This window comes from Bacillus cereus group sp. BfR-BA-01350, from assembly GCF_022663775.1.
Taxonomy (GTDB): Bacteria; Bacillota; Bacilli; order Bacillales; family Bacillaceae_G; genus Bacillus_A; species Bacillus_A paranthracis.
Genome location: NZ_JAKUGD010000021.1, coordinates 1 through 18094 on the forward strand (window position 1 = coordinate 1; position 18094 = coordinate 18094).

The window sequence follows — 18094 nt, forward strand, 5'->3', positions numbered from 1 at the left end:
CGCAGGTTCAAATCCTGTCCCCGCAACCAAATGGTCCCGTGGTGTAGTGGTTAACATGCCTGCCTGTCACGCAGGAGATCGCCGGTTCGACCCCGGTCGGGACCGCCATTTATGTTTGGCTCGGTAGCTCAGTCGGTAGAGCAGAGGACTGAAAATCCTCGTGTCGGCGGTTCGATTCCGTCCCGAGCCACCATTTTTTTATGCCGACTTAGCTCAATTGGTAGAGCAACTGACTTGTAATCAGTAGGTTGGGGGTTCAAGTCCTCTAGTCGGCATCCTTTAGGGGCATAGTTTAAAGGTAGAACTGAGGTCTCCAAAACCTCCAGTGTGGGTTCGATTCCTACTGCCCCTGTAAAGTATATGGGCCTATAGCTCAGCTGGTTAGAGCGCACGCCTGATAAGCGTGAGGTCGATGGTTCGAGTCCATTTAGGCCCACCATATATTATTCCGCAGTAGCTCAGTGGTAGAGCTATCGGCTGTTAACCGATCGGTCGTAGGTTCGAGTCCTACCTGCGGAGCCATGGCCCGTTGGTCAAGTGGTTAAGACACCGCCCTTTCACGGCGGTAACACGGGTTCGAATCCCGTACGGGTCATAAAAAAAGAGTCAGCAATATGCTGACTCTTTTTTATTGTGCGTTCATTCTCCTTTATCAACTGATTTTCCTGAAATAAATAAAGGGATTTAGGAAAAGCTATGGTATGTATAAAAAGGAGGAGATACAAATGACACGAGTGAGAGACTTGATGAGCACTCATATTGTACAGTGTACACCGTTAGACAATGTATATGAAGCTGCTGTAAAGATGAAAGAAGAATCGATTGGATTGATCCCGGTCGTTGAAAATGAACAAGTTGTTGGTCTTGTTACGGACCGAGATTTAGTTGTTCGAGGGATTGCTGAAAAACATCCTGGATCTAATAAAATTACAAATGTAATGACAAAAAACATTGTTTCAGTTTCTCCAGATGATCCTATTGAAAAGGCTACAGAGTTAATGGCACAGTATCAAATTAGACGATTGCCAGTAGTTGAGAGTGGTCAACTCGTTGGGATGTTAGCACTAGGAGATTTAGCTATAAAAGAATCGGCAGATGATCAAGCGGGATTTGCTTTAAGTGAAATATCAGAGCATACGGAATGAAGTGAGACTTTAATTAGTGTAATACGTTACGTATAAAAATCAGATACATTATTCTAGTATATAGGGTTAAGCTAATATGTTAGCATGATGTATCTGAGCCATTATATAATAAGTATACAGTTAGTAATTTCGACAGTTTATTTAAATTTGTCATTCCTAATTATAAATAAGAGAAAAAATGATATACTGATAGATATAAGTATTATGATTGATTTCGAATATAACAATATTTATTGTTAATGATGTGATAATGGATTAATATTTCCTATGTAGATAAAAGGGAAGGGGAATTATATGAAGGCTGTACAGCGCGATCCAAATTGGAATTTGGTTACAGATACATATATAGAACCAAATAATTTCGCTGAATTATTTTCTTTGCTTGTACCTTGTCATCCAAAAGGTGAAGGGAAAGAACGAACTATATTAGTGTGGAAAGAAAAAGAATTTTATAAAGAAGAAAATTTAGCGGCATTTATCGTATATGGAATGAATAAAGCAAAGAATTTACCGCAATTTCATAAAGACGAAATTCCAACTTTAGTACGTATTCTTCGCTTATGCCAAGAAATTGGTTGGTATGAAGAAGCGAATACTTTTATGGTAACTCAAGGGCTAGCTGAGTTTGTTCATACTTCATTGGAATATGAAACGTGGGACCTTTTGACGCAGGCGGTTGCTTTAAACTATTTAATAATTAAATATCGTATTGGTGAATTAACTGATGGAGATGTAGAAATTTGGGATAGAGTGAAATTTAATGAGAAATGTATAACAGACTGTAAACATTTATTATCCCATAAAGAAGTATTAGAATTTACATTTTTTTATATGTGTAAGAGAGCTAAGTCACTATCAAAAGAGCAATTAAATAGTGATATGATGAGTTTAGCGATGTATTGTAATACTTTTGTTTATGACTTATATACATATGATTTATTACGAAAGTATCGTAAGTGTACAGACTTTCTATCATATTATGGACCTAGTCAAGCGGTGTTAGCTTGCCAAAGGGCTGTACTTTCTCAAATTTCAGATCGATTAGACCCACTCAAGACTACTCATGTAGATGATTATTTATATGTAATGAAAGATATGATGGAGCATATGACGATAGGGATAATGGATCGATATGATCATTTTATTGGAAAGTTATTATCATATGTGCCATTTTTTGAAATGATCCAAGTTCCACAACATGCATATTATTGTGAAGAATTATTGTATATTTGTAAGGGCATTAAATATAAAGAAGAAATATTACGCAATTATATATTTATACAATTACATGACTGTTTACCATCTTTCTTTAAACTGTTTCTTAAAAATAAGCGTTATGCAACGATTCATGATATTCTGTTCTATTGGTGTGATGATGAACAAAGAATGAGCTTAGAGAAAAAATATAATCTTAGCTTTATTTATGAAAAATATGCTTGTGGATAAAGGGCACTTTCTATATAAATTAAAAAGGATCTCAATTGTGAGATCCTTTTTTTATTAGTAAAGCAAGGAGAATGTAATTAAGACGAGAAATAACATTCCATAAAGGAGAAATTGTGCCGTATAGCTTCCTTGTATACCAAAAAAAGTATTTGTTTTTTTGTATAAATTCAATATATATTTTATCGGATTATCTTTGAAAGATTGGTACACAGTGTCTCCTCTTTCTAAGCTTCTTGTTCGTGTTTTTTGTTATTAGGGACATGAATGTATCTAGCTATGAATAATAAAACAGCCATAAAAAATACGGGAAATACGGTAGATAAATAAAAACCATTACTAATAATATTTGTTATTAAAGCACTTAATAGAAAGATGGCATTATAAATATGGGCAATTTTTTGTTTTAGTTGAACTTGAAAAGCTTCCATCATAATTTCTAAAGCAACAAAAGCAATGATAATAGATAAAAATACAGTATTTGTATTATAAATTACTAAGCAACAGATTAAGCCTAAAAAGGCTAAGTATTCAATTAAGAGAGGTATATTGATATTGCGTGGCATACAATTTACCTAACTAAATATGGCAGTGGGTTTACTGCATTTGTTTTTTCAAAATTCCATTCTCCATTGTGTAATTCAAAATGAAGATGTTGCCCGTATGAATGACCTGTGTTTCCCATATGACCTACTAATTGTCCAGCTTGTACTTGATCACCAGCTTGTACAGTGCGATCTTTCATGTGAGCATAGACTGTTGTATATAATTTCCCGTTTATTTGATGGGCGATGAACACAACATTGCCATAGCTAGCTGAATAATATGATTTCACGACTTTACCTGCCGCAGCAGCCTGGATAGAGACATTACCCTGAGCTGCGATATCTATACCATAATGCATTTGTTCCCAGCGCATATCAAATGTTGAGCTAATTTTTCCTTGAGTAGGGAATTTGAAAACGGCTGGAATGGAAGTAGGTTGAGCCGTTTGAGCTTGTGATTGCGTTTGATTTTGCACTACATAATGCTTTGCCACATATCCGTATCCTGTGCCAAAACGAATTTTATACCAAGTTCCTACAGTTTCCACTACTTGTAATTGTGTACCATTTTGTAATGAACCAAGTAGTGCGCTACTTGTACTAGCATTGCTACGCACATTAAGTTTAGGTGTTGCAACTGTGTATTTCGTATTATTTTGAACTGTGATGCCTTTTACTAAAGGCTGTGAACCATTAGATACGAATGCCTTTTGTACGTAACCTGTTTTGCCATTATGTAAAATTTTATACCATTCACCTTGTTCTTCTTGAATAGTAACGAATTTCCCATTTGGTAATACATCTAAAATTGAAGATTCTAAATTAGGTTCAGAACGAACGTTTAATGCATTGGCATTGACGATATATTGATTATTAGATTGAAGTTTGTTTTTTAGTAGAATAGAATCTTTTTGTACGTAACCTACTTTATTATTAACAGATACTTTATACCAGCCATTAGTTGTTTCAAGTATATTCACTTTCGTATTAAAGCGAATTGTATCAATTGATGAGCTATTTGCGTTATCTTTTGTATGTAAGGTTACTTGATCGACTTTGACATATCCAGTTTTCACATTAGATAATTGTTCAGCGTTGGCTGTTTGTACATTTGTTTCTCCCATAGAAGGAAGTAAAGAAGCAATTGCGACAGTAGTTGCTGTTAAAGCAGTAGCTTTCATATTCATATAATAGAGACCTCCTCTAGTTGTATAGTTGTAATTTTATTATAGTATAAAGATATAATATAGTGGGTGTATTCACATAAATGTAATATGAAATCAATATAAAAATAAATTTTTTGAGGATAATAATTTCTGAGATAGAATATAAGTATTATATGGTTTTGTTATTTTGTTGACAATTGAGAAAATTAAAACAGTTGATGATGTCTTATTACGGTGTTATACTGACAGTGATAATTTTATAGTTTGCTAGGAGAGCTGGTGTTGCCAGCTGAGAGTAAGACCTTAAGTCTTTGATCCTTTTTATTACCTGATCTAGATTATGCTAGCGTAGGGAAGCAATTCGGACACTAATAATGAGTCCCCGTTTCTTTGCGTATAGAAACGGGGCTTTTTTATTTGAAAATTTCATATTGAAACCACTAGGGGTGCTTGTTGTGCTGAGAGAGGAATAATCCTTAACCCTTACAGACCTGATCTAGATAATACTAGCGAAGGGAAGTGGAGCAACGAATAAATTATAATTTTATTTGCTGTAACCACTTCTTATTTAGAAGTGGTTTTTTATTTAGATATATAAATTGAAAGGGGATAGAGAAATGAAATTTTGCGATAGATTATTAGAAACTGTACAACCAGTTTGGGAGATGAGTCATAATCATCCATTTGTTGTAGGTATGGGGGATGGTACGTTAGAAAAAGATAAGTTTCAGTATTATATTATTCAAGATTATTTATACTTGTTAGATTATGCAAAGTTATATGCGATCGGTGTTGTAAAGGCAACAAATCCACAAGTTATGGGGAAATTTGCTGAACAAATTGATGGGATATTAAATGGAGAAATGACAATTCATAAACAGTATGCAAAAAGACTTGGAATTTCTATAGAGGAGATAGAGTCTGCAAAGCCATCTGCTAAAAATTTAGCTTATACAAATTACATGATGTCTGTATCTCAAAATGGCACACTTGCGGAATTAATAGCAGCACTTCTTCCATGTATGTGGAGCTACTGGGAGATTGGAAAGCGTTTAAATGATATTCCTGAAGCAAGAGATCATGAGTTCTTTGGTGAGTGGATTCAAGGCTATAGCTCTGAAGAATATGGCAACCTTTGTGTTTGGTTAATCGATTTATTAAATGAAATGGCAGTTGGAAAGTCTGAAAAAGAGCTAGATCGATTAGAGGAGATTTTCCTATATTCCAGTCGATTTGAATATTTATTCTGGGATATGTCCTACCGTAAGGAGATGTGGGGATTTGAGGAGCAAGAACATACTACAGTTTCATAATGTTTCTTTTCATTATGATGAGAAGCCAATCATTAATGAATTAAATGCTTCTATACAAGATAAAGAGTTTGTAAGCATTATCGGACCGAGTGGATGCGGGAAAAGTACTTTATTTCGCCTTATTACAGGTTTAGAAGAAGCGAGTACGGGACAGATAGAACTAACAGAAACAAAGAGCCATCCTGTAGGGTATATGCCCCAAAAAGATATGCTCCTGCCATGGAGAACGATTATTGAGAATGCGGCCCTGCCGCTAGAGTGCCAAGGTGTACAGAAGAAAGAAGCACAAATAAAGGCAAAGGAACTGTTACACAAATTTGGCTTACAAGGGTATGAGACAAAATATCCGAAAGATTTATCTGGTGGTATGAGGCAACGCGTATCTTTCATTCGAACTTTATTAACAGGCGGAGAGATATTGCTCTTAGATGAACCGTTTAGCGCGTTGGATGCTTTAACGAAGGCATCTTTGCAGGAGTGGTTGTTTGAACAATGGAAAGAGTGGGAAAAAACAATTTTATTTATCACTCATGATGTGGAAGAAGCATTGTTTCTTTCTAATCGAATTTTAGTTGTAGAAAATCAACCGATAACTACTTTAACCGAGAGGATTGTACCGCTTGATTGTAATCGGACAAGAAAAGATTTATATAAACCAGAAGTATTAGCACTGAAAGATGAGCTTCTTAGTATGTTGCAAAGGCAGGTACTCGCATGATGAACCGGTTGAAGGAGCTATTACCTGCTCTTACACTTTCTAGTATTTTACTTGCTCTTTGGGAAGTAGGCGCAAGAATTGTAGATGAAATGTACATTTTACCGTCACCGTCTGCAATTGTAATGAAGATATGGAAACTAAAAGACATATTATTTACGGTTCATTTGCCAGCAACATTATATGTCGTTTTAATAGGGGTGGCTATTTCTATCGTACTTGGAGTAGGGCTAGCGATGTTAATGAATGCGAGTAATTGGATGGAGAGAGCATTTTATCCATTATTAGTTGCCTCACAAACGATTCCTATTACAGCGCTTGCTCCGCTTTTCGTTTTATGGTTTGGATATACGATTTGGAGTAAGGTCGTTGTTACGGTTTTAATTACGTTTTTCCCAATTGCGGTTAATACGTATGATGGACTGCGCAGTACGAAAAAAGAATGGGAAGAGCTTTTAGTTACGTATGGGGCAACGAAAAAAGATGTTTTTCTTAAATTAAAATTGCCGTCTGCTCTTCCTTATTTTTTCTCAGCTTTAAAAATTGCAGTACCGCTTAGTGTAATTGGGGCGGCAATTGGTGAATGGCTCGGTGCACAAGCGGGGCTAGGATATTTCAGTAAGAGAATGATGACGCAATTAGACGGGGCAGGTGTATTTGCACCCATTGTATTGTTATCATTATTAGCTATTTTCTTCGTCGTACTTATTTCGGTATTAGAAAAGAAATTCATTAGTTGGAGGAAGCATTCATGAAATTTTTAAAACGCATCTTTGTGCTTACATTATTAGTTGCAATGATTGCTGGATGTTCGAGTAATTCAGCATCAGATAAGAATAAAAAAGAAAAAGAAATAACGGTCATGCTTGATTGGTACCCAAATGCGGTACATAGCTTTATTTATGCGGCAATTGAAAAAGGTTACTTTAAAGAAGAAGGAGTAAAGGTGAATATTAAATTCCCTTCCAATCCGACTGACCCATTAACGTTAGCAGCTGCAGGAAAAGTAACGGTTGGCTTATATTATCAGCCAGATGTTGTCATGGCAAAAGCAAATGAACAAATTCCAGTGAAATCAATTGGAGCTGTCGTACGTTCACCATTAAATCATGTTGTATCGCTGAAGTCTGCAGGCATTCAATCGCCAAAAGATTTAGAGGGTAAAACAGTTGGATATTCTGGAACACCTTTAAGTGAGATGTATTTAAAAACGATGGTAAAAGAAGCTGGTGGTAATCCAGATACAGTGAAAGTAGTCGATGTTGGTTTTGATTTAGTACCAGCATTAATTACGAAAAAAGTGGATGCGGTAACAGGGGCATACATTAACCATGAAGTACCTGTTATGCGTCATGAAGGTCATGAACCAGCATACTTTAATCCAGCAGATTACGGTGTACCGAATTATCATGAACTCGTATTTGTAACAGGTGATAAAACATTGAAAAAAGATAAAGAAGCTTTGCAAGCTTTCTTACGTGGTACGAAAAAAGGTTATGATTTCATGAAGAAAAATCCAGATGAAGCATTAAATATTTTATTAAATCATCAGGAAAAAGAAAACTTCCCACTTGTACCAGAAGTTGAAAAAGAAAGTATGAAAATTTTATTAGAGAAAATGGAAACGAAGGATGAACCATTTTTATCAGATTCAAAAGAGTCATGGGAGAAACAAAATAAATGGTTGAAAGATAAAGGAATGACGAAAGAAATCGTTCCGGCCGATGAGTTATTCGAAAACATTTTAAAGTAGGCGAATGAATATGAAAAATGAGCTTCATGTAATCTCAAATGGTCACATGTCATTCGAAGAGTTAGTGAATGTAGCGATGCAAATTGAAAGTGAAATTGATTATTTGCATATTCGTGAGCGTGAGAAAAGTACGAAGGAATTGTATGAAGGTGTGGAAAGTCTTTTGAAGAAAGGCTTTCCAGCATCAAAAATAGTGATAAATGATCGAATTGATATTGCTATTTTATTAAACATTCCGCGTGTACAGCTAGGATATCGAAGCGCAGATGTAAGGTCAGTGAAAGAAAAGTTTTCTTATTTGCATGTCGGTTATTCTGTGCATTCTTTAGAAGAGGCGATCGATGCATTTAAGAATGGCGCGGATTCACTCGTCTATGGTCATGTATTTCCGACAGATTGTAAAAAAGGTGTGCCAGCGAGAGGGCTTGAAGAAATTTCAGACATTGCAAAGTGTTTATCCATACCGATTACAGCAATTGGAGGAATCACTCCGGAAAACACTGGAGATGTTCTTACTAACGGCGTCAGTGGTATTGCTGTTATGTCTGGGATTATAAGTAGTAGTAACCCGTATAGCAAAGCGAAATCTTATAAGGAATCAATAAGAAAGTGGGCGGAAAAACATGTGTAAGAAGTATGATGTAGCGATAATTGGCGGTGGTGTAATTGGTAGTTCAGTTGCACATTTTCTAGCAGAAAGAGAGCATAAAGTAGCGATTGTAGAGAAGCAACAGATTGCATCTGAAGCCTCGAAAGCAGCCGCTGGTTTACTTGGGGTGCAGGCAGAATGGGATGAGTATGACCCGCTATTTGAACTTGCTAGAGAAAGCCGTGCTATATTTCCACAACTTGCAGAAGTTTTACGTGAAAAAACAGGAATTGATATTGGGTATGAAGAGAAAGGCATTTATCGCATTGCTCAAAATGAAGAGGAGAAGGAAAGAATTCTTCATATTATGGATTGGCAGCAGAAAACCGGTGAAGATTCTTACTTTCTAAGGGGAGATCGTTTACGAGAGCAAGAGCCGTATCTATCTGAGTCAATTATAGGTGCTGTATATTATCCGAAAGATGGCCATGTTATTGCGCCAGAGCTTACGAAAGCATTCGCGCATTCTGCGGCAATTTCCGGTGCGGATATATATGAGCAAACAGAAGTGTTTGATATTCGTATTGAAAATAATAAAGTGACTGGAATTGTGACAAGCGAAGGTATGATCACTTGCGAGAAAGTTGTTATTGCAGGTGGCTCATGGAGCACGAAGTTACTAGGTTATTTTCACCGCGAATGGGGTACATATCCAGTTAAAGGAGAAGTAGTAGCGGTAAGAAGTAGAAAACCACTTTTAAAGGCACCTATTTTCCAAGAAAGATTTTACATTGCACCAAAGCGCGGCGGACGTTACGTAATTGGAGCAACGATGAAGCCTCGTACGTTCAATAAAACTGTGCAACCAGAAAGTATTACTTCTATATTAGAGCGCGCGTATACAATATTGCCTGCTTTAAAAGAAGCTGAATGGGAAAGTGCATGGGCAGGATTAAGACCACAATCGAATCATGAAGCTCCTTATATGGGAGAGCATGAAGAAATAAAAGGTTTATATGCTTGCACAGGCCATTATCGAAACGGCATTTTATTAAGTCCTGTTTCTGGTCAATATATGGCTGATTTAATAGAAGGAAAGCAGGAGAATCACTTGCTAGATTTATTGCTTTCTAAAACAGTTTAGAAAGGGGATGGAAGTTTGAATTTAAAAATTAATGGTAATCAAATTGAAGTGCCAGAGAGTGTGAAAACAGTAGCTGAGCTACTTACACATTTAGAGTTAGATAACAGAATTGTTGTAGTAGAGCGTAATAAAGATATTTTACAAAAAGATGATCATACAGATACATCTGTTTTTGATGGAGACCAAATTGAGATTGTAACTTTCGTAGGAGGCGGTTGATTATGTTAAACATTGGACCATTTTCATTTCATTCTAGACTTTTATTAGGAACAGGCAAATTCCCTGATTTTGATGTGCAGCAAAAGGCAATTGATGTATCTGAGGCAGAAATTTTAACGTTCGCAGTACGTCGTATGGATATATTTGATGCAAAGCAGCCTAATTTATTAGAGAAACTTGATGTAAAAAAATATACGTTATTACCGAATACAGCCGGAGCAAAAAATGCTGAAGAAGCTGTTCGTATTGCAAAATTAGCAAAAGCTTCAGGGCTTTGCGACATGATAAAGGTAGAAGTTATTGGTGATGATAGAACGTTATTACCTGATCCGGTAGAGACGTTAAAGGCATCTGAAATGTTACTAGAAGAAGGATTTATCGTACTTCCGTACACATCTGATGATGTTGTATTAGCACGTAAATTACAAGAACTTGGCGTGCATGCGATTATGCCAGGAGCATCTCCAATTGGATCAGGACTTGGTATTGTAAATCCATTGAATTTGAGCTTCATTATTGAACAAGCGACAGTACCAGTTATCGTTGATGCTGGTATCGGTAGCCCGGCTGATGCGGCATTTGCGATGGAATTAGGAGCAGATGGTGTGTTATTAAATACAGCTGTATCAGGAGCAAAAAATCCTATTAAAATGGCACAAGCAATGAAATTAAGTATTGAGGCAGGCCGTTTAGGCTTTGAAGCAGGTCGTATTGCACGTAAACGTTGTGCAACAGCAAGTAGTCCTTTAGAAGGAATGAGCGTAGTTGAATAATCGATATTCTCGCCAAGAATTATTTTCTCCGATTGGGGAAGAAGGCCAGCAAAAGATAAGAGAAAAGCATGTGCTCATTATCGGCGCAGGCGCACTAGGTAGTGCAAATGCAGAAATGTTTGTAAGAGCTGGTGTTGGCACAGTAACGATTGTTGACCGGGATTATGTCGATTGGAGTAATTTACAAAGGCAGCAATTGTATGCAGAGAGTGATGTGAAAAATAATCTTCCGAAAGCTGTAGCAGCGAAGAAGCGTCTAGAAGAGATTAATAGTGAAGTAAGAGTAGAAGCGCTCGTTCAAGATGTAACAGCTGAGGAGTTAGAAGAACTCGTTACAAACGTTGATGTAATGATTGATGCAACTGATAATTTCGAAACGCGTTTCATTGTGAATGATATAGCACAAAAATATTCTATTCCATGGATTTACGGAGCATGTGTAGGGAGTTACGGCCTTTCTTACACAATCCTTCCTAGTAAAACGCCATGTTTATCTTGTTTATTACAATCGATTCCGCTTGGCGGAGCGACATGTGATACAGCGGGGATTATATCACCTGCTGTATCTCTCGTCGTTTCTCATCAAGTAACGGAAGCTCTTAAACTGTTAGTGGAAGATTACGAATCACTTCGAGATGGACTTGTATCGTTTGATGTATGGAAGAATGAATATTCATGTATGAATGTGCAAAAGCTTCGTAAACATAATTGCCCTTCGTGCGGAGAGAATGCATTATATCCTTATTTAAACAAAGAAAATACATCGAAAACAGCAGTTTTATGCGGGAGAAATACAGTTCAAATTAGACCACCTCATAAAGAGGAAATGGATTTTGAACGATACAAAGAGCTGCTGAATGATCGTGTAAATGATTTAAATGTAAATCCATATTTATTATCATTTTCTGTGGAAGAAAAGAGATTAGTTGCTTTTAAAGATGGTCGTGTACTTGTACATGGAACGAAAGATATAAGTGAAGCAAAAACAGTTTATCATCGTTATTTTGGATAGAAAAGGATGAGTGGGATGAAAGTAAATAAAGCTTTAACAATTGCAGGATCTGATAGCGGTGGCGGTGCCGGCATTCAAGCAGATTTAAAAACATTCCAAGAGCTTGGTGTGTACGGAATGACGGCGATTACGGCGATTACTGCTCAAAACACGCTTGGCGTTCAAGGGGTATATCCAGTTTCGTTAGAAGGTATTACGGAACAGTTGAATTCAATTGGTACGGATTTAACACCAGATGCTGTAAAAATAGGTATGTTATTTAGCAGCGAAATTATTCAAATTGTAGCAGAATATATTAATAAATTTGGCTGGAATAATATTGTACTAGACCCTGTTATGATTGCTAAGGGCGGTGCATCATTATTACAACAAGAAGCAGTACAAGCGTTAAAAGAATATTTATTGCCAGTAGCAACAGTTGTAACGCCGAATGTTCCTGAGGCAGAAGTGTTAACGGGGCTGGAAATTCATAACATTGAAGATAGTAAAGAAGCTGCAAAAGTACTGCATGAATTAGGTGCGAAATATGTACTTATGAAGGGCGGACATGCAGAATATCAAGGTAATGAAGTAATTGATTTACTCTTTGATGGAGAAGAGTTTATTGAATTTAGAAGTGAACGAATTCCTTCAAAGCAAACGCATGGAAGCGGGTGTACATTTGCTTCAGCGGTTACAGCTGGACTTGCGAAAGGATACTCAATTGAAGAGGCAGTTCAAGAAGCAAAACAATTTATTAGTATAGCAATTGAAGAGCCGTTGCATATTGGAAGTGGTCATGGACCGACGAATCATTTTGCATACAAAATGAATAAAGAACAAGTGTAAAGAAAAAAAAGTCAGTTTTATAACTGGCTTTTTTTCTGTTTACTTTTTCAAAATACAGGAGTAATATATCAGCCAGAATATATTTTTTGTAATACGCTGAGTCCAATGATATGGAGCGGAGGAACCAATTTGTGCAGTGTCACTCGGGGTGAATCTTTCAAATTTGAAAGTAGGGCTACTCTCAAAGCCCGAATCCGACAGCTAACTTCGTAAGCGTCTTGAGAGAGGACGGTGCCACGATGGATACATCACTTCATCGGTCCGATTAGTATAAGGGAATATTAATCTACGTTTGAGTTCTTTTATGCTAAGGAGGATGAGGTACATGGAACTAACACTTATTTGTGTTGGGGAGGAAAGCAAGGTAAATAGTTTAATAGATTTAGTAGCATATCAACATGAGTTAATTATTTTCACAGCAAATGAAGAGATAGCGGCCGAAGTGAGGAATTGTGGATTTGATTGGACGTATAGTTGTAGTAAGGAGCAAGATTTTACTAGTATTTGTGAGTGTATTAAGAAGGTAATTTTACTAGGGGATGAGCTCCCAATCGTTAGCTTCTTCACAGAACACATTCGCTTTTCTTTTCAAGCACCTATTACTGTTGTTACAAGGAATAAACGATATCCAGCGAGGCTCTATGAAACAATTGGAGCTGCATTTGTCGTGTTTACGAATTGTGATAATATATCTTTTTTATTTTTTGAATAGGGTGGGTGAAAAGAAGATGAAGGTGTTGTTACTAGGAGATATAGCGAATCGTTGGGCGGTATCGATAGAGCGAGTTCAAGAATTGGTGATGCTCGACCCCACTTTTCCAAAGCCCTATATCATACTGCCATCAAAAGACGCCTTATATTTAAAAACAGATGTTATCGAATATGAGCAACTACATGCAGAATTGTCACAAGTCTATATTCGCGGGAGAAATTTACGTGCTTTTTTAAGAGGAGAATAAATAGTGAAAAAAAAGAGCGAATGCGAAGTGCAACAAGCGATGCACTTCATATCATTCGCTCTTTTTATTTCGTATTTAAAAGATCATTTCTATGAAAAAGCAAGAAAAGACGAGAAAATAGATGGAATAATATTAATAATACTTAATGTAAGCGTTTAAATAGATGGATATTTTCTTATTTTCAGTAATTTAGCTCTTTACAAGTGAAATATAGAGGAGTATATTTACTCTCATAAATCATTCATAAATTTTCCAAAAAAACCTAAAATCGCTGAGTTCCAGAAATGGAGCGGGGGAACCAATTTTGTGCATCGTCACTTGGGGTGAATCTTTCAGTTTTGAAAGTAGGGCTACTCTTTAGGCCCGAATCCGACAGCTAACCTCGTAAGCGTTTAGAGAGGAGGTTTACTTTTTGTTGTTCATTTTTTGAACACTGAGTAGAGCTCAGTGTTCTTTTTTAATATTTTAATGGTAAATTTTAACAATTAGAAATGAGGAATAGCCATGTTAGATGTTGTAATGATCGGGATTTTTGTTGTGTTAGTTGCATCGATGATAAGTCTTGCAAGTTGGTCAGATAAAGTTGTGAAAGAAGGGAAGCAATCATGATGATTGTTTTATCAGTTATTGTTGCAGCAATTACGGTGTACTTAGTGTATGCATTATTAAATCCGGAAAAGTTTTAATTAGGGGGAGTCATTCATTATGATTTGGGTTGCAGTCGTTATTACAATGCTATTGTTTATTCTTGTGGCAAAGCCAACGGGAATTTATTTAGAGAAAGCTTTTCAAGGTAGTAAAAAGCTAGATAAAGTATTCGGGCCTTTTGAAAAACTTATTTTTAAAATTACGGGTGTAAAAGAATACAATCAAACGTGGAAACAGTACGCATTATCATTAGTTTTATTAAATGGATTTATGATTGTTGTCGTATATTTCATTTTCAGACTACAAGGAGTATTGCCATTAAATCCAGCACACATTGAAGGAATGGAGCCTACGCTCGCTTTTAATACAGCAATTAGTTTTATGGCTGATACAAACTTACAGCATTATAGCGGTGAAAATGGTTTATCTTATTTATCACAATTAATCGGAATTACATTCTTAATGTTTGCAGCACCGGCAACGACTTTAGCGCTCGTTATGGCATTTATAAGAGCGCTTGCTGGAAAAGAACTCGGTAACTTTTTCGTTGATTTTACGAGAGCACTAACGAGAGTATTTCTTCCTATCGCATTTATGGCGGCACTAGTGTTTGTTGCACTTGGCGTACCACAAACGTTAGACGGTGCCCTTACAGCACAAACGATTGATGGCGCGAAGCAAAGTATATTACGCGGGCCAGTTGCATCATTCGTTTCCATTAAGGAACTTGGAAATAACGGCGGTGGATTTTTCGGAGCCAACTCCACACATCCCTTTGAAAATCCAGGGCAAATGAGTAATATTTTGCAAATGATGCTTATGATGTTGTTGCCAACAGCACTTCCATTTACGTACGGACGAATGGTAGGAAATAAAAAACAAGGTCGCATCCTTTTCGTTTCACTATTCATGGTGTTTTTACTAGGATTTATAACAATTACGACATCTGAACTAAACGGGAATCCGGCATTAAATGGAATGGGTATTGAACATGTACAAGGAAGTACAGAAGGAAAAGAAGTAAGGTTCGGAACAGTATTTTCTTCACTATACGCAACAGTAACGACAGCTGCTGAAACCGGAGCTGTGAATACGATGCATGATACGTTAACACCAATTGGTGGGTTAGTACCGCTCGTAAATATGATGTTAAATACAGTATACGGCGGCGTTGGAGCAGGCTTTGTGAACATTATTATGTATGCGATTATCGCAGTCTTTATATCTGGATTGATGGTCGGACGGACACCAGAGTTTTTAGGTAAGAAAATTGAAGGTAAGGAAATGAAATTAATTGCGGTAACGATATTATTTCATCCATTGCTCATTTTAGGATTTTCGGCATTAGCTCTTTCAACAAGTTTAGGGACGGATGCTATTTCTCATTCCGGTTTCCACGGTTTAACGCAAGTGGTATACGAATACACCTCGTCAGCTGCGAATAATGGGTCTGGATTTGAAGGATTAGCGGATAATACACCGTTTTGGAATATTACAACTGGTTTAGTTATGTTTTTAGGGCGCTATTTCAGTTTAATTACGATGCTAGCTGTTGCAGCTTCTTTGAAAGAAAAGACGGTTGTGCCAGCAACAGTCGGAACGTTCCGTACAGATAATAGTTTATTTGGCGGCATTTTCATCGGAACAATTGTAATTGTTGGTGCATTAACATTCTTCCCGATGTTAGTACTCGGACCAATTGCAGAATTTCTTACATTGAAGTAATGGAGGGTAAATGATGAGACCGGTAGTAGTAAAAGAAAAAAGAGTAAATGAGTCACAAATACATGTTGTAGAAGATGAAGTTAGACAAGCGAAAACGATGGATCGTGATATCGTAACACATGCGATGAAACAATCCTTTGCGAAATTGAATCCAAAAGTCATGATAAAGAATCCGATTATGTTCGTTGTAGAAATTGGATTTATCATTACGTTCATTTTATCGTTTCTTCCAAGTCATTCTAGTAGTGTACCAGGATGGTTTAATATAACAGTTTCTTTCATTCTCTTATTTACAGTTTTATTTGCTAATTTTGCAGAAGCATTAGCGGAAGGACGGGGGAAAGCGCAAGCTGATTCTTTAAAGCAGTCGAAGAAAGATGTGTTTGCAAATGTTGTAAAAGAAAATGGAGAAATCGTTCAAGTTTCAGCAACTAACCTTAGAAAAGATGACGTTGTTATTGTAAAGCAAGGTGAGATGATTCCAAGTGATGGTGAAGTCATTAAAGGATTAGCGTCTGTTGATGAATCTGCGATTACAGGGGAATCAGCACCTGTAATAAAAGAAGCGGGCGGTGATTTTTGTTCCGTAACAGGCGGTACGATGGTTGTAAGTGATGAGATTACGATTGTCATTACGAGTAATCCTGGTGAATCCTTTATTGATAAAATGATTTCGTTAGTAGAAGGAGCTGCTCGTCAAAAAACACCGAATGAGATTGCTTTAAATACAGTATTAACGAGCTTAACTCTTATTTTCTTAATCGTTGTTGTGACGCTGCCGATTTTTACAAATTATTTAGGATTTCAAATTGATACAGCTGTACTTGTCGCGTTGTTAGTTTGTTTAATTCCGACGACAATTGGTGGGTTATTATCGGCAATTGGTATTGCCGGGATGGACCGCGTGACAAAGTTTAATGTGTTAGCGATGTCGGGTAAAGCAGTGGAAGCTGCGGGTGATATTAATACAATTATTTTAGATAAAACGGGTACGATTACTTTCGGGAACCGAATGGCTCATACATTATTACCTGTAGGAAATGAAACGATTGAGCAAGTTGGAAAGTGGGCCGCTATTAGTTCTGTTTTAGATGAAACACCAGAAGGTCGATCTGTAATTGAGTATGTGCAGGCGAAACCTATATCATATAATAGAGAACTTGCGGAACAAGGCGAGTTCATTCCATTTAAAGCAGAAACGAGAATGAGTGGTGTTGATTTACAGGACGGAATGAAAGTGAGAAAAGGTGCTGTAGGTAGCGTGATTGAATGGGTTAGGTCACAAGGCGGAACAATTCCGAAAGATGTAAATCAAAAAGCAGATTTCATTTCAAAAGAGGGCGGAACACCACTTGTAGTTGCAGTGAATAATCGTATTTACGGTTTAATCTATTTAAAAGATACAGTAAAACCTGGTATGCGTGAACGTTTTGAACAGTTACGTCAAATGGGGATTAAAACGGTTATGTGTACAGGGGATAACCCATTAACAGCAGCAACCATTGCAAAAGAAGCAGGAGTAGATGAGTTTGTTGCTGAGTGCAAACCAGAAGATAAAATTGCAGTTATTAAAGCAGAGCAAGATAAAGGAAAACTCGTAGCGATGACAGGTGATGGTACAAATGATGCGCCGGCATTAGCGCAGGCTGACGTTGGATTAGCCATGAATAGTGGTACAACAGCTGCGAAAGAAGCAGCCAATATGATTGATTTAGATTCGAACCCGACAAAAATTATTGAGGTTGTAGGAATCGGTAAGCAATTGTTAATGACACGTGGTGCGTTAACGACGTTTAGTATTGCAAATGATATAGCGAAATATTTTGCAATCATTCCAGCAATGTTTACACTTGCGATTCCGCAAATGGAAGCATTGAACATTATGAAACTAACATCACCGCTGTCAGCGATTTTATCAGCATTACTATTTAATGCAGTTATTATTCCGTTACTCATTCCGTTAGCGATGAAGGGTATCGCATATAAACCGATGAGTTCAAATGCACTACTTGGCCGAAACCTACTTATTTATGGGCTTGGCGGAGTGATTGTACCGTTCATTGGAATTAAAGTAATTGATATCATTGTCGGATTGTTCATATAAGGAAGAGGGGAAA

The 18094-nt window shown here is 36.9% G+C and carries 21 protein-coding genes, 7 tRNA genes and 4 riboswitches; of the genes, 26 read left to right on the forward strand and 2 right to left on the reverse strand.

Annotated elements, in window-relative coordinates; genetic code table 11:
* The first annotated feature begins 32 nt into the window (after window positions 1–32).
* The 9 genes from MR147_RS25720 (at window position 33) to MR147_RS25760 (ending at window position 2591) form a co-directional block, all read left to right on the forward strand.
* Window positions 33–108: transfer RNA gene (locus MR147_RS25720), tRNA-Asp, on the forward strand.
* Window positions 109–117: 9 nt separating this feature from the next.
* A tRNA-Phe gene (locus MR147_RS25725) sits at window positions 118–193 on the forward strand.
* A gap of 9 nt (window positions 194–202) precedes the next feature.
* Window positions 203–275, forward strand: a tRNA-Thr gene (locus tag MR147_RS25730).
* A gap of 6 nt (window positions 276–281) precedes the next feature.
* Window positions 282–352 (forward strand) — tRNA-Trp (locus MR147_RS25735).
* A gap of 10 nt (window positions 353–362) precedes the next feature.
* Window positions 363–439: transfer RNA gene (locus MR147_RS25740), tRNA-Ile, on the forward strand.
* A gap of 8 nt (window positions 440–447) precedes the next feature.
* Window positions 448–522 (forward strand) — tRNA-Asn (locus MR147_RS25745).
* 1 nt (window position 523) lies between these two features.
* A tRNA-Glu gene (locus tag MR147_RS25750) sits at window positions 524–595 on the forward strand.
* 130 nt (window positions 596–725) lie between these two features.
* Window positions 726–1145: a CBS domain-containing protein gene (locus MR147_RS25755; protein ID WP_000199015.1), complete on the forward strand. Its 420-nt coding sequence runs from the start codon at window positions 726–728 to the stop codon at window positions 1143–1145.
* A 294-nt stretch (window positions 1146–1439) separates the two neighbouring features.
* Window positions 1440–2591: a DUF3965 domain-containing protein gene (locus MR147_RS25760; RefSeq protein ID WP_000648924.1), complete on the forward strand. Its 1152-nt coding sequence runs from the start codon at window positions 1440–1442 to the stop codon at window positions 2589–2591.
* Window positions 2592–2815: 224 nt separating this feature from the next.
* On the opposite strand, the gene MR147_RS25765 is transcribed toward MR147_RS25760, so the two are convergent.
* Together MR147_RS25765 and MR147_RS25770 are read right to left on the reverse strand one after the other, a co-directional pair.
* The gene (locus MR147_RS25765; protein WP_001137811.1) at window positions 2816–3154 is read right to left on the reverse strand and encodes a hypothetical protein; all 339 of its coding nucleotides are present in this window, start codon (window positions 3152–3154) and stop codon (window positions 2816–2818) included.
* Between the two features lie 5 nt (window positions 3155–3159).
* A complete protein-coding gene (locus tag MR147_RS25770; protein WP_074608932.1) occupies window positions 3160–4320 on the reverse strand; it encodes an SH3 domain-containing protein in 1161 nt (386 codons plus the stop codon).
* Between the two features lie 238 nt (window positions 4321–4558).
* Window positions 4559–4671: riboswitch (TPP riboswitch) on the forward strand.
* A 60-nt stretch (window positions 4672–4731) separates the two neighbouring features.
* A riboswitch (TPP riboswitch) is annotated at window positions 4732–4834 on the forward strand.
* A gap of 82 nt (window positions 4835–4916) precedes the next feature.
* Between MR147_RS25770 and tenA the strand changes: the two genes are divergently transcribed.
* The 17 genes from tenA (at window position 4917) to kdpB (ending at window position 18081) form a co-directional block, all read left to right on the forward strand.
* The gene (tenA, locus tag MR147_RS25775) at window positions 4917–5612 is read left to right on the forward strand and encodes a thiaminase II (protein WP_242304849.1); all 696 of its coding nucleotides are present in this window, start codon (window positions 4917–4919) and stop codon (window positions 5610–5612) included.
* Complete coding sequence (locus MR147_RS25780) at window positions 5581–6330, forward strand: ABC transporter ATP-binding protein (RefSeq protein WP_242304850.1); 750 nt, start codon at window positions 5581–5583, stop codon at window positions 6328–6330. The genes tenA and MR147_RS25780 overlap by 32 nt, the downstream gene beginning before the upstream one ends.
* Complete coding sequence (locus tag MR147_RS25785; RefSeq protein ID WP_044790963.1) at window positions 6330–7082, forward strand: ABC transporter permease; 753 nt, start codon at window positions 6330–6332, stop codon at window positions 7080–7082. Before MR147_RS25780 ends, MR147_RS25785 begins: the two co-directional genes overlap by 1 nt.
* Window positions 7079–8080 carry an ABC transporter substrate-binding protein gene (locus MR147_RS25790; protein WP_000670443.1) on the forward strand — a complete coding sequence of 334 codons (1002 nt, stop codon included), beginning with the start codon at window positions 7079–7081 and terminating at the stop codon, window positions 8078–8080. The genes MR147_RS25785 and MR147_RS25790 overlap by 4 nt, the downstream gene beginning before the upstream one ends.
* A 10-nt stretch (window positions 8081–8090) precedes the next feature.
* Window positions 8091–8711 (forward strand): thiazole tautomerase TenI, encoded by a 621-nt coding sequence (gene tenI, locus MR147_RS25795; RefSeq protein ID WP_000787179.1) that lies wholly within the window; start codon window positions 8091–8093, stop codon window positions 8709–8711.
* Window positions 8704–9813, forward strand: coding sequence for a glycine oxidase ThiO (gene thiO / locus MR147_RS25800; protein ID WP_242304851.1), 1110 nt, complete (start codon window positions 8704–8706; stop codon window positions 9811–9813). Before tenI ends, thiO begins: the two co-directional genes overlap by 8 nt.
* A 15-nt stretch (window positions 9814–9828) precedes the next feature.
* A complete protein-coding gene (thiS, locus tag MR147_RS25805) occupies window positions 9829–10032 on the forward strand; it encodes a sulfur carrier protein ThiS (protein WP_001049505.1) in 204 nt (67 codons plus the stop codon).
* A gap of 2 nt (window positions 10033–10034) precedes the next feature.
* On the forward strand, window positions 10035–10805 hold the full coding sequence (gene thiG, locus MR147_RS25810) for a thiazole synthase (protein WP_074608937.1): 771 nt from the start codon (window positions 10035–10037) through the stop codon (window positions 10803–10805).
* Entirely contained in the window at window positions 10798–11817 is a 1020-nt protein-coding gene (gene thiF, locus MR147_RS25815) for a thiazole biosynthesis adenylyltransferase ThiF (protein WP_242304852.1), read from the forward strand. The genes thiG and thiF overlap by 8 nt, the downstream gene beginning before the upstream one ends.
* 15 nt (window positions 11818–11832) lie before the next feature.
* Window positions 11833–12645, forward strand: a complete 813-nt coding sequence (gene thiD / locus MR147_RS25820) for a bifunctional hydroxymethylpyrimidine kinase/phosphomethylpyrimidine kinase (RefSeq protein WP_242304853.1) — start codon at window positions 11833–11835, stop codon at window positions 12643–12645.
* Window positions 12646–12729: 84 nt separating this feature from the next.
* A riboswitch (cyclic di-AMP (ydaO/yuaA leader) is annotated at window positions 12730–12877 on the forward strand.
* Between the two features lie 93 nt (window positions 12878–12970).
* Window positions 12971–13357 carry a hypothetical protein gene (locus MR147_RS25825; RefSeq protein ID WP_000424076.1) on the forward strand — a complete coding sequence of 129 codons (387 nt, stop codon included), beginning with the start codon at window positions 12971–12973 and terminating at the stop codon, window positions 13355–13357.
* Window positions 13358–13373: 16 nt separating this feature from the next.
* Window positions 13374–13604: a hypothetical protein gene (locus MR147_RS25830; protein ID WP_242304854.1), complete on the forward strand. Its 231-nt coding sequence runs from the start codon at window positions 13374–13376 to the stop codon at window positions 13602–13604.
* Between the two features lie 3 nt (window positions 13605–13607).
* On the forward strand, window positions 13608–13763 hold the full coding sequence (locus tag MR147_RS25835) for a hypothetical protein (protein ID WP_242304864.1): 156 nt from the start codon (window positions 13608–13610) through the stop codon (window positions 13761–13763).
* 100 nt (window positions 13764–13863) lie between these two features.
* A riboswitch (cyclic di-AMP (ydaO/yuaA leader) is annotated at window positions 13864–14009 on the forward strand.
* Window positions 14010–14108: 99 nt separating this feature from the next.
* Window positions 14109–14213 carry a hypothetical protein gene (locus MR147_RS25840; RefSeq protein ID WP_000887891.1) on the forward strand — a complete coding sequence of 35 codons (105 nt, stop codon included), beginning with the start codon at window positions 14109–14111 and terminating at the stop codon, window positions 14211–14213.
* A complete protein-coding gene (kdpF, locus tag MR147_RS25845) occupies window positions 14213–14290 on the forward strand; it encodes a K(+)-transporting ATPase subunit F (protein ID WP_223153441.1) in 78 nt (25 codons plus the stop codon). Before MR147_RS25840 ends, kdpF begins: the two co-directional genes overlap by 1 nt.
* A gap of 19 nt (window positions 14291–14309) precedes the next feature.
* Window positions 14310–15977, forward strand: coding sequence for a potassium-transporting ATPase subunit KdpA (gene kdpA, locus MR147_RS25850; RefSeq protein ID WP_242304855.1), 1668 nt, complete (start codon window positions 14310–14312; stop codon window positions 15975–15977).
* A gap of 13 nt (window positions 15978–15990) precedes the next feature.
* Window positions 15991–18081, forward strand: a complete 2091-nt coding sequence (gene kdpB, locus MR147_RS25855; RefSeq protein ID WP_242304856.1) for a potassium-transporting ATPase subunit KdpB — start codon at window positions 15991–15993, stop codon at window positions 18079–18081.
* Window positions 18082–18094 lie beyond the last annotated feature (13 nt).

Coding starts and splice junctions, on each gene's coding strand:
- MR147_RS25755 (WP_000199015.1), top strand. CDS start 726: ATGACACGAGTGAGAGACTTGATGAGCACTCATATTGTACAGTGTACA.
- MR147_RS25760 (WP_000648924.1), top strand. CDS start 1,440: ATGAAGGCTGTACAGCGCGATCCAAATTGGAATTTGGTTACAGATACA.
- MR147_RS25765 (WP_001137811.1), bottom strand. CDS start 3,154: ATGCCACGCAATATCAATATACCTCTCTTAATTGAATACTTAGCCTTT.
- MR147_RS25770 (WP_074608932.1), bottom strand. CDS start 4,320: ATGAATATGAAAGCTACTGCTTTAACAGCAACTACTGTCGCAATTGCT.
- tenA (WP_242304849.1), top strand. CDS start 4,917: ATGAAATTTTGCGATAGATTATTAGAAACTGTACAACCAGTTTGGGAG.
- MR147_RS25785 (WP_044790963.1), top strand. CDS start 6,330: ATGAACCGGTTGAAGGAGCTATTACCTGCTCTTACACTTTCTAGTATT.
- MR147_RS25790 (WP_000670443.1), top strand. CDS start 7,079: ATGAAATTTTTAAAACGCATCTTTGTGCTTACATTATTAGTTGCAATG.
- tenI (WP_000787179.1), top strand. CDS start 8,091: ATGAAAAATGAGCTTCATGTAATCTCAAATGGTCACATGTCATTCGAA.
- thiO (WP_242304851.1), top strand. CDS start 8,704: ATGTGTAAGAAGTATGATGTAGCGATAATTGGCGGTGGTGTAATTGGT.
- thiG (WP_074608937.1), top strand. CDS start 10,035: ATGTTAAACATTGGACCATTTTCATTTCATTCTAGACTTTTATTAGGA.
- thiD (WP_242304853.1), top strand. CDS start 11,833: ATGAAAGTAAATAAAGCTTTAACAATTGCAGGATCTGATAGCGGTGGC.
- MR147_RS25825 (WP_000424076.1), top strand. CDS start 12,971: ATGGAACTAACACTTATTTGTGTTGGGGAGGAAAGCAAGGTAAATAGT.
- MR147_RS25830 (WP_242304854.1), top strand. CDS start 13,374: ATGAAGGTGTTGTTACTAGGAGATATAGCGAATCGTTGGGCGGTATCG.
- MR147_RS25840 (WP_000887891.1), top strand. CDS start 14,109: ATGTTAGATGTTGTAATGATCGGGATTTTTGTTGTGTTAGTTGCATCG.
- kdpF (WP_223153441.1), top strand. CDS start 14,213: ATGATTGTTTTATCAGTTATTGTTGCAGCAATTACGGTGTACTTAGTG.
- kdpA (WP_242304855.1), top strand. CDS start 14,310: ATGATTTGGGTTGCAGTCGTTATTACAATGCTATTGTTTATTCTTGTG.
- kdpB (WP_242304856.1), top strand. CDS start 15,991: ATGAGACCGGTAGTAGTAAAAGAAAAAAGAGTAAATGAGTCACAAATA.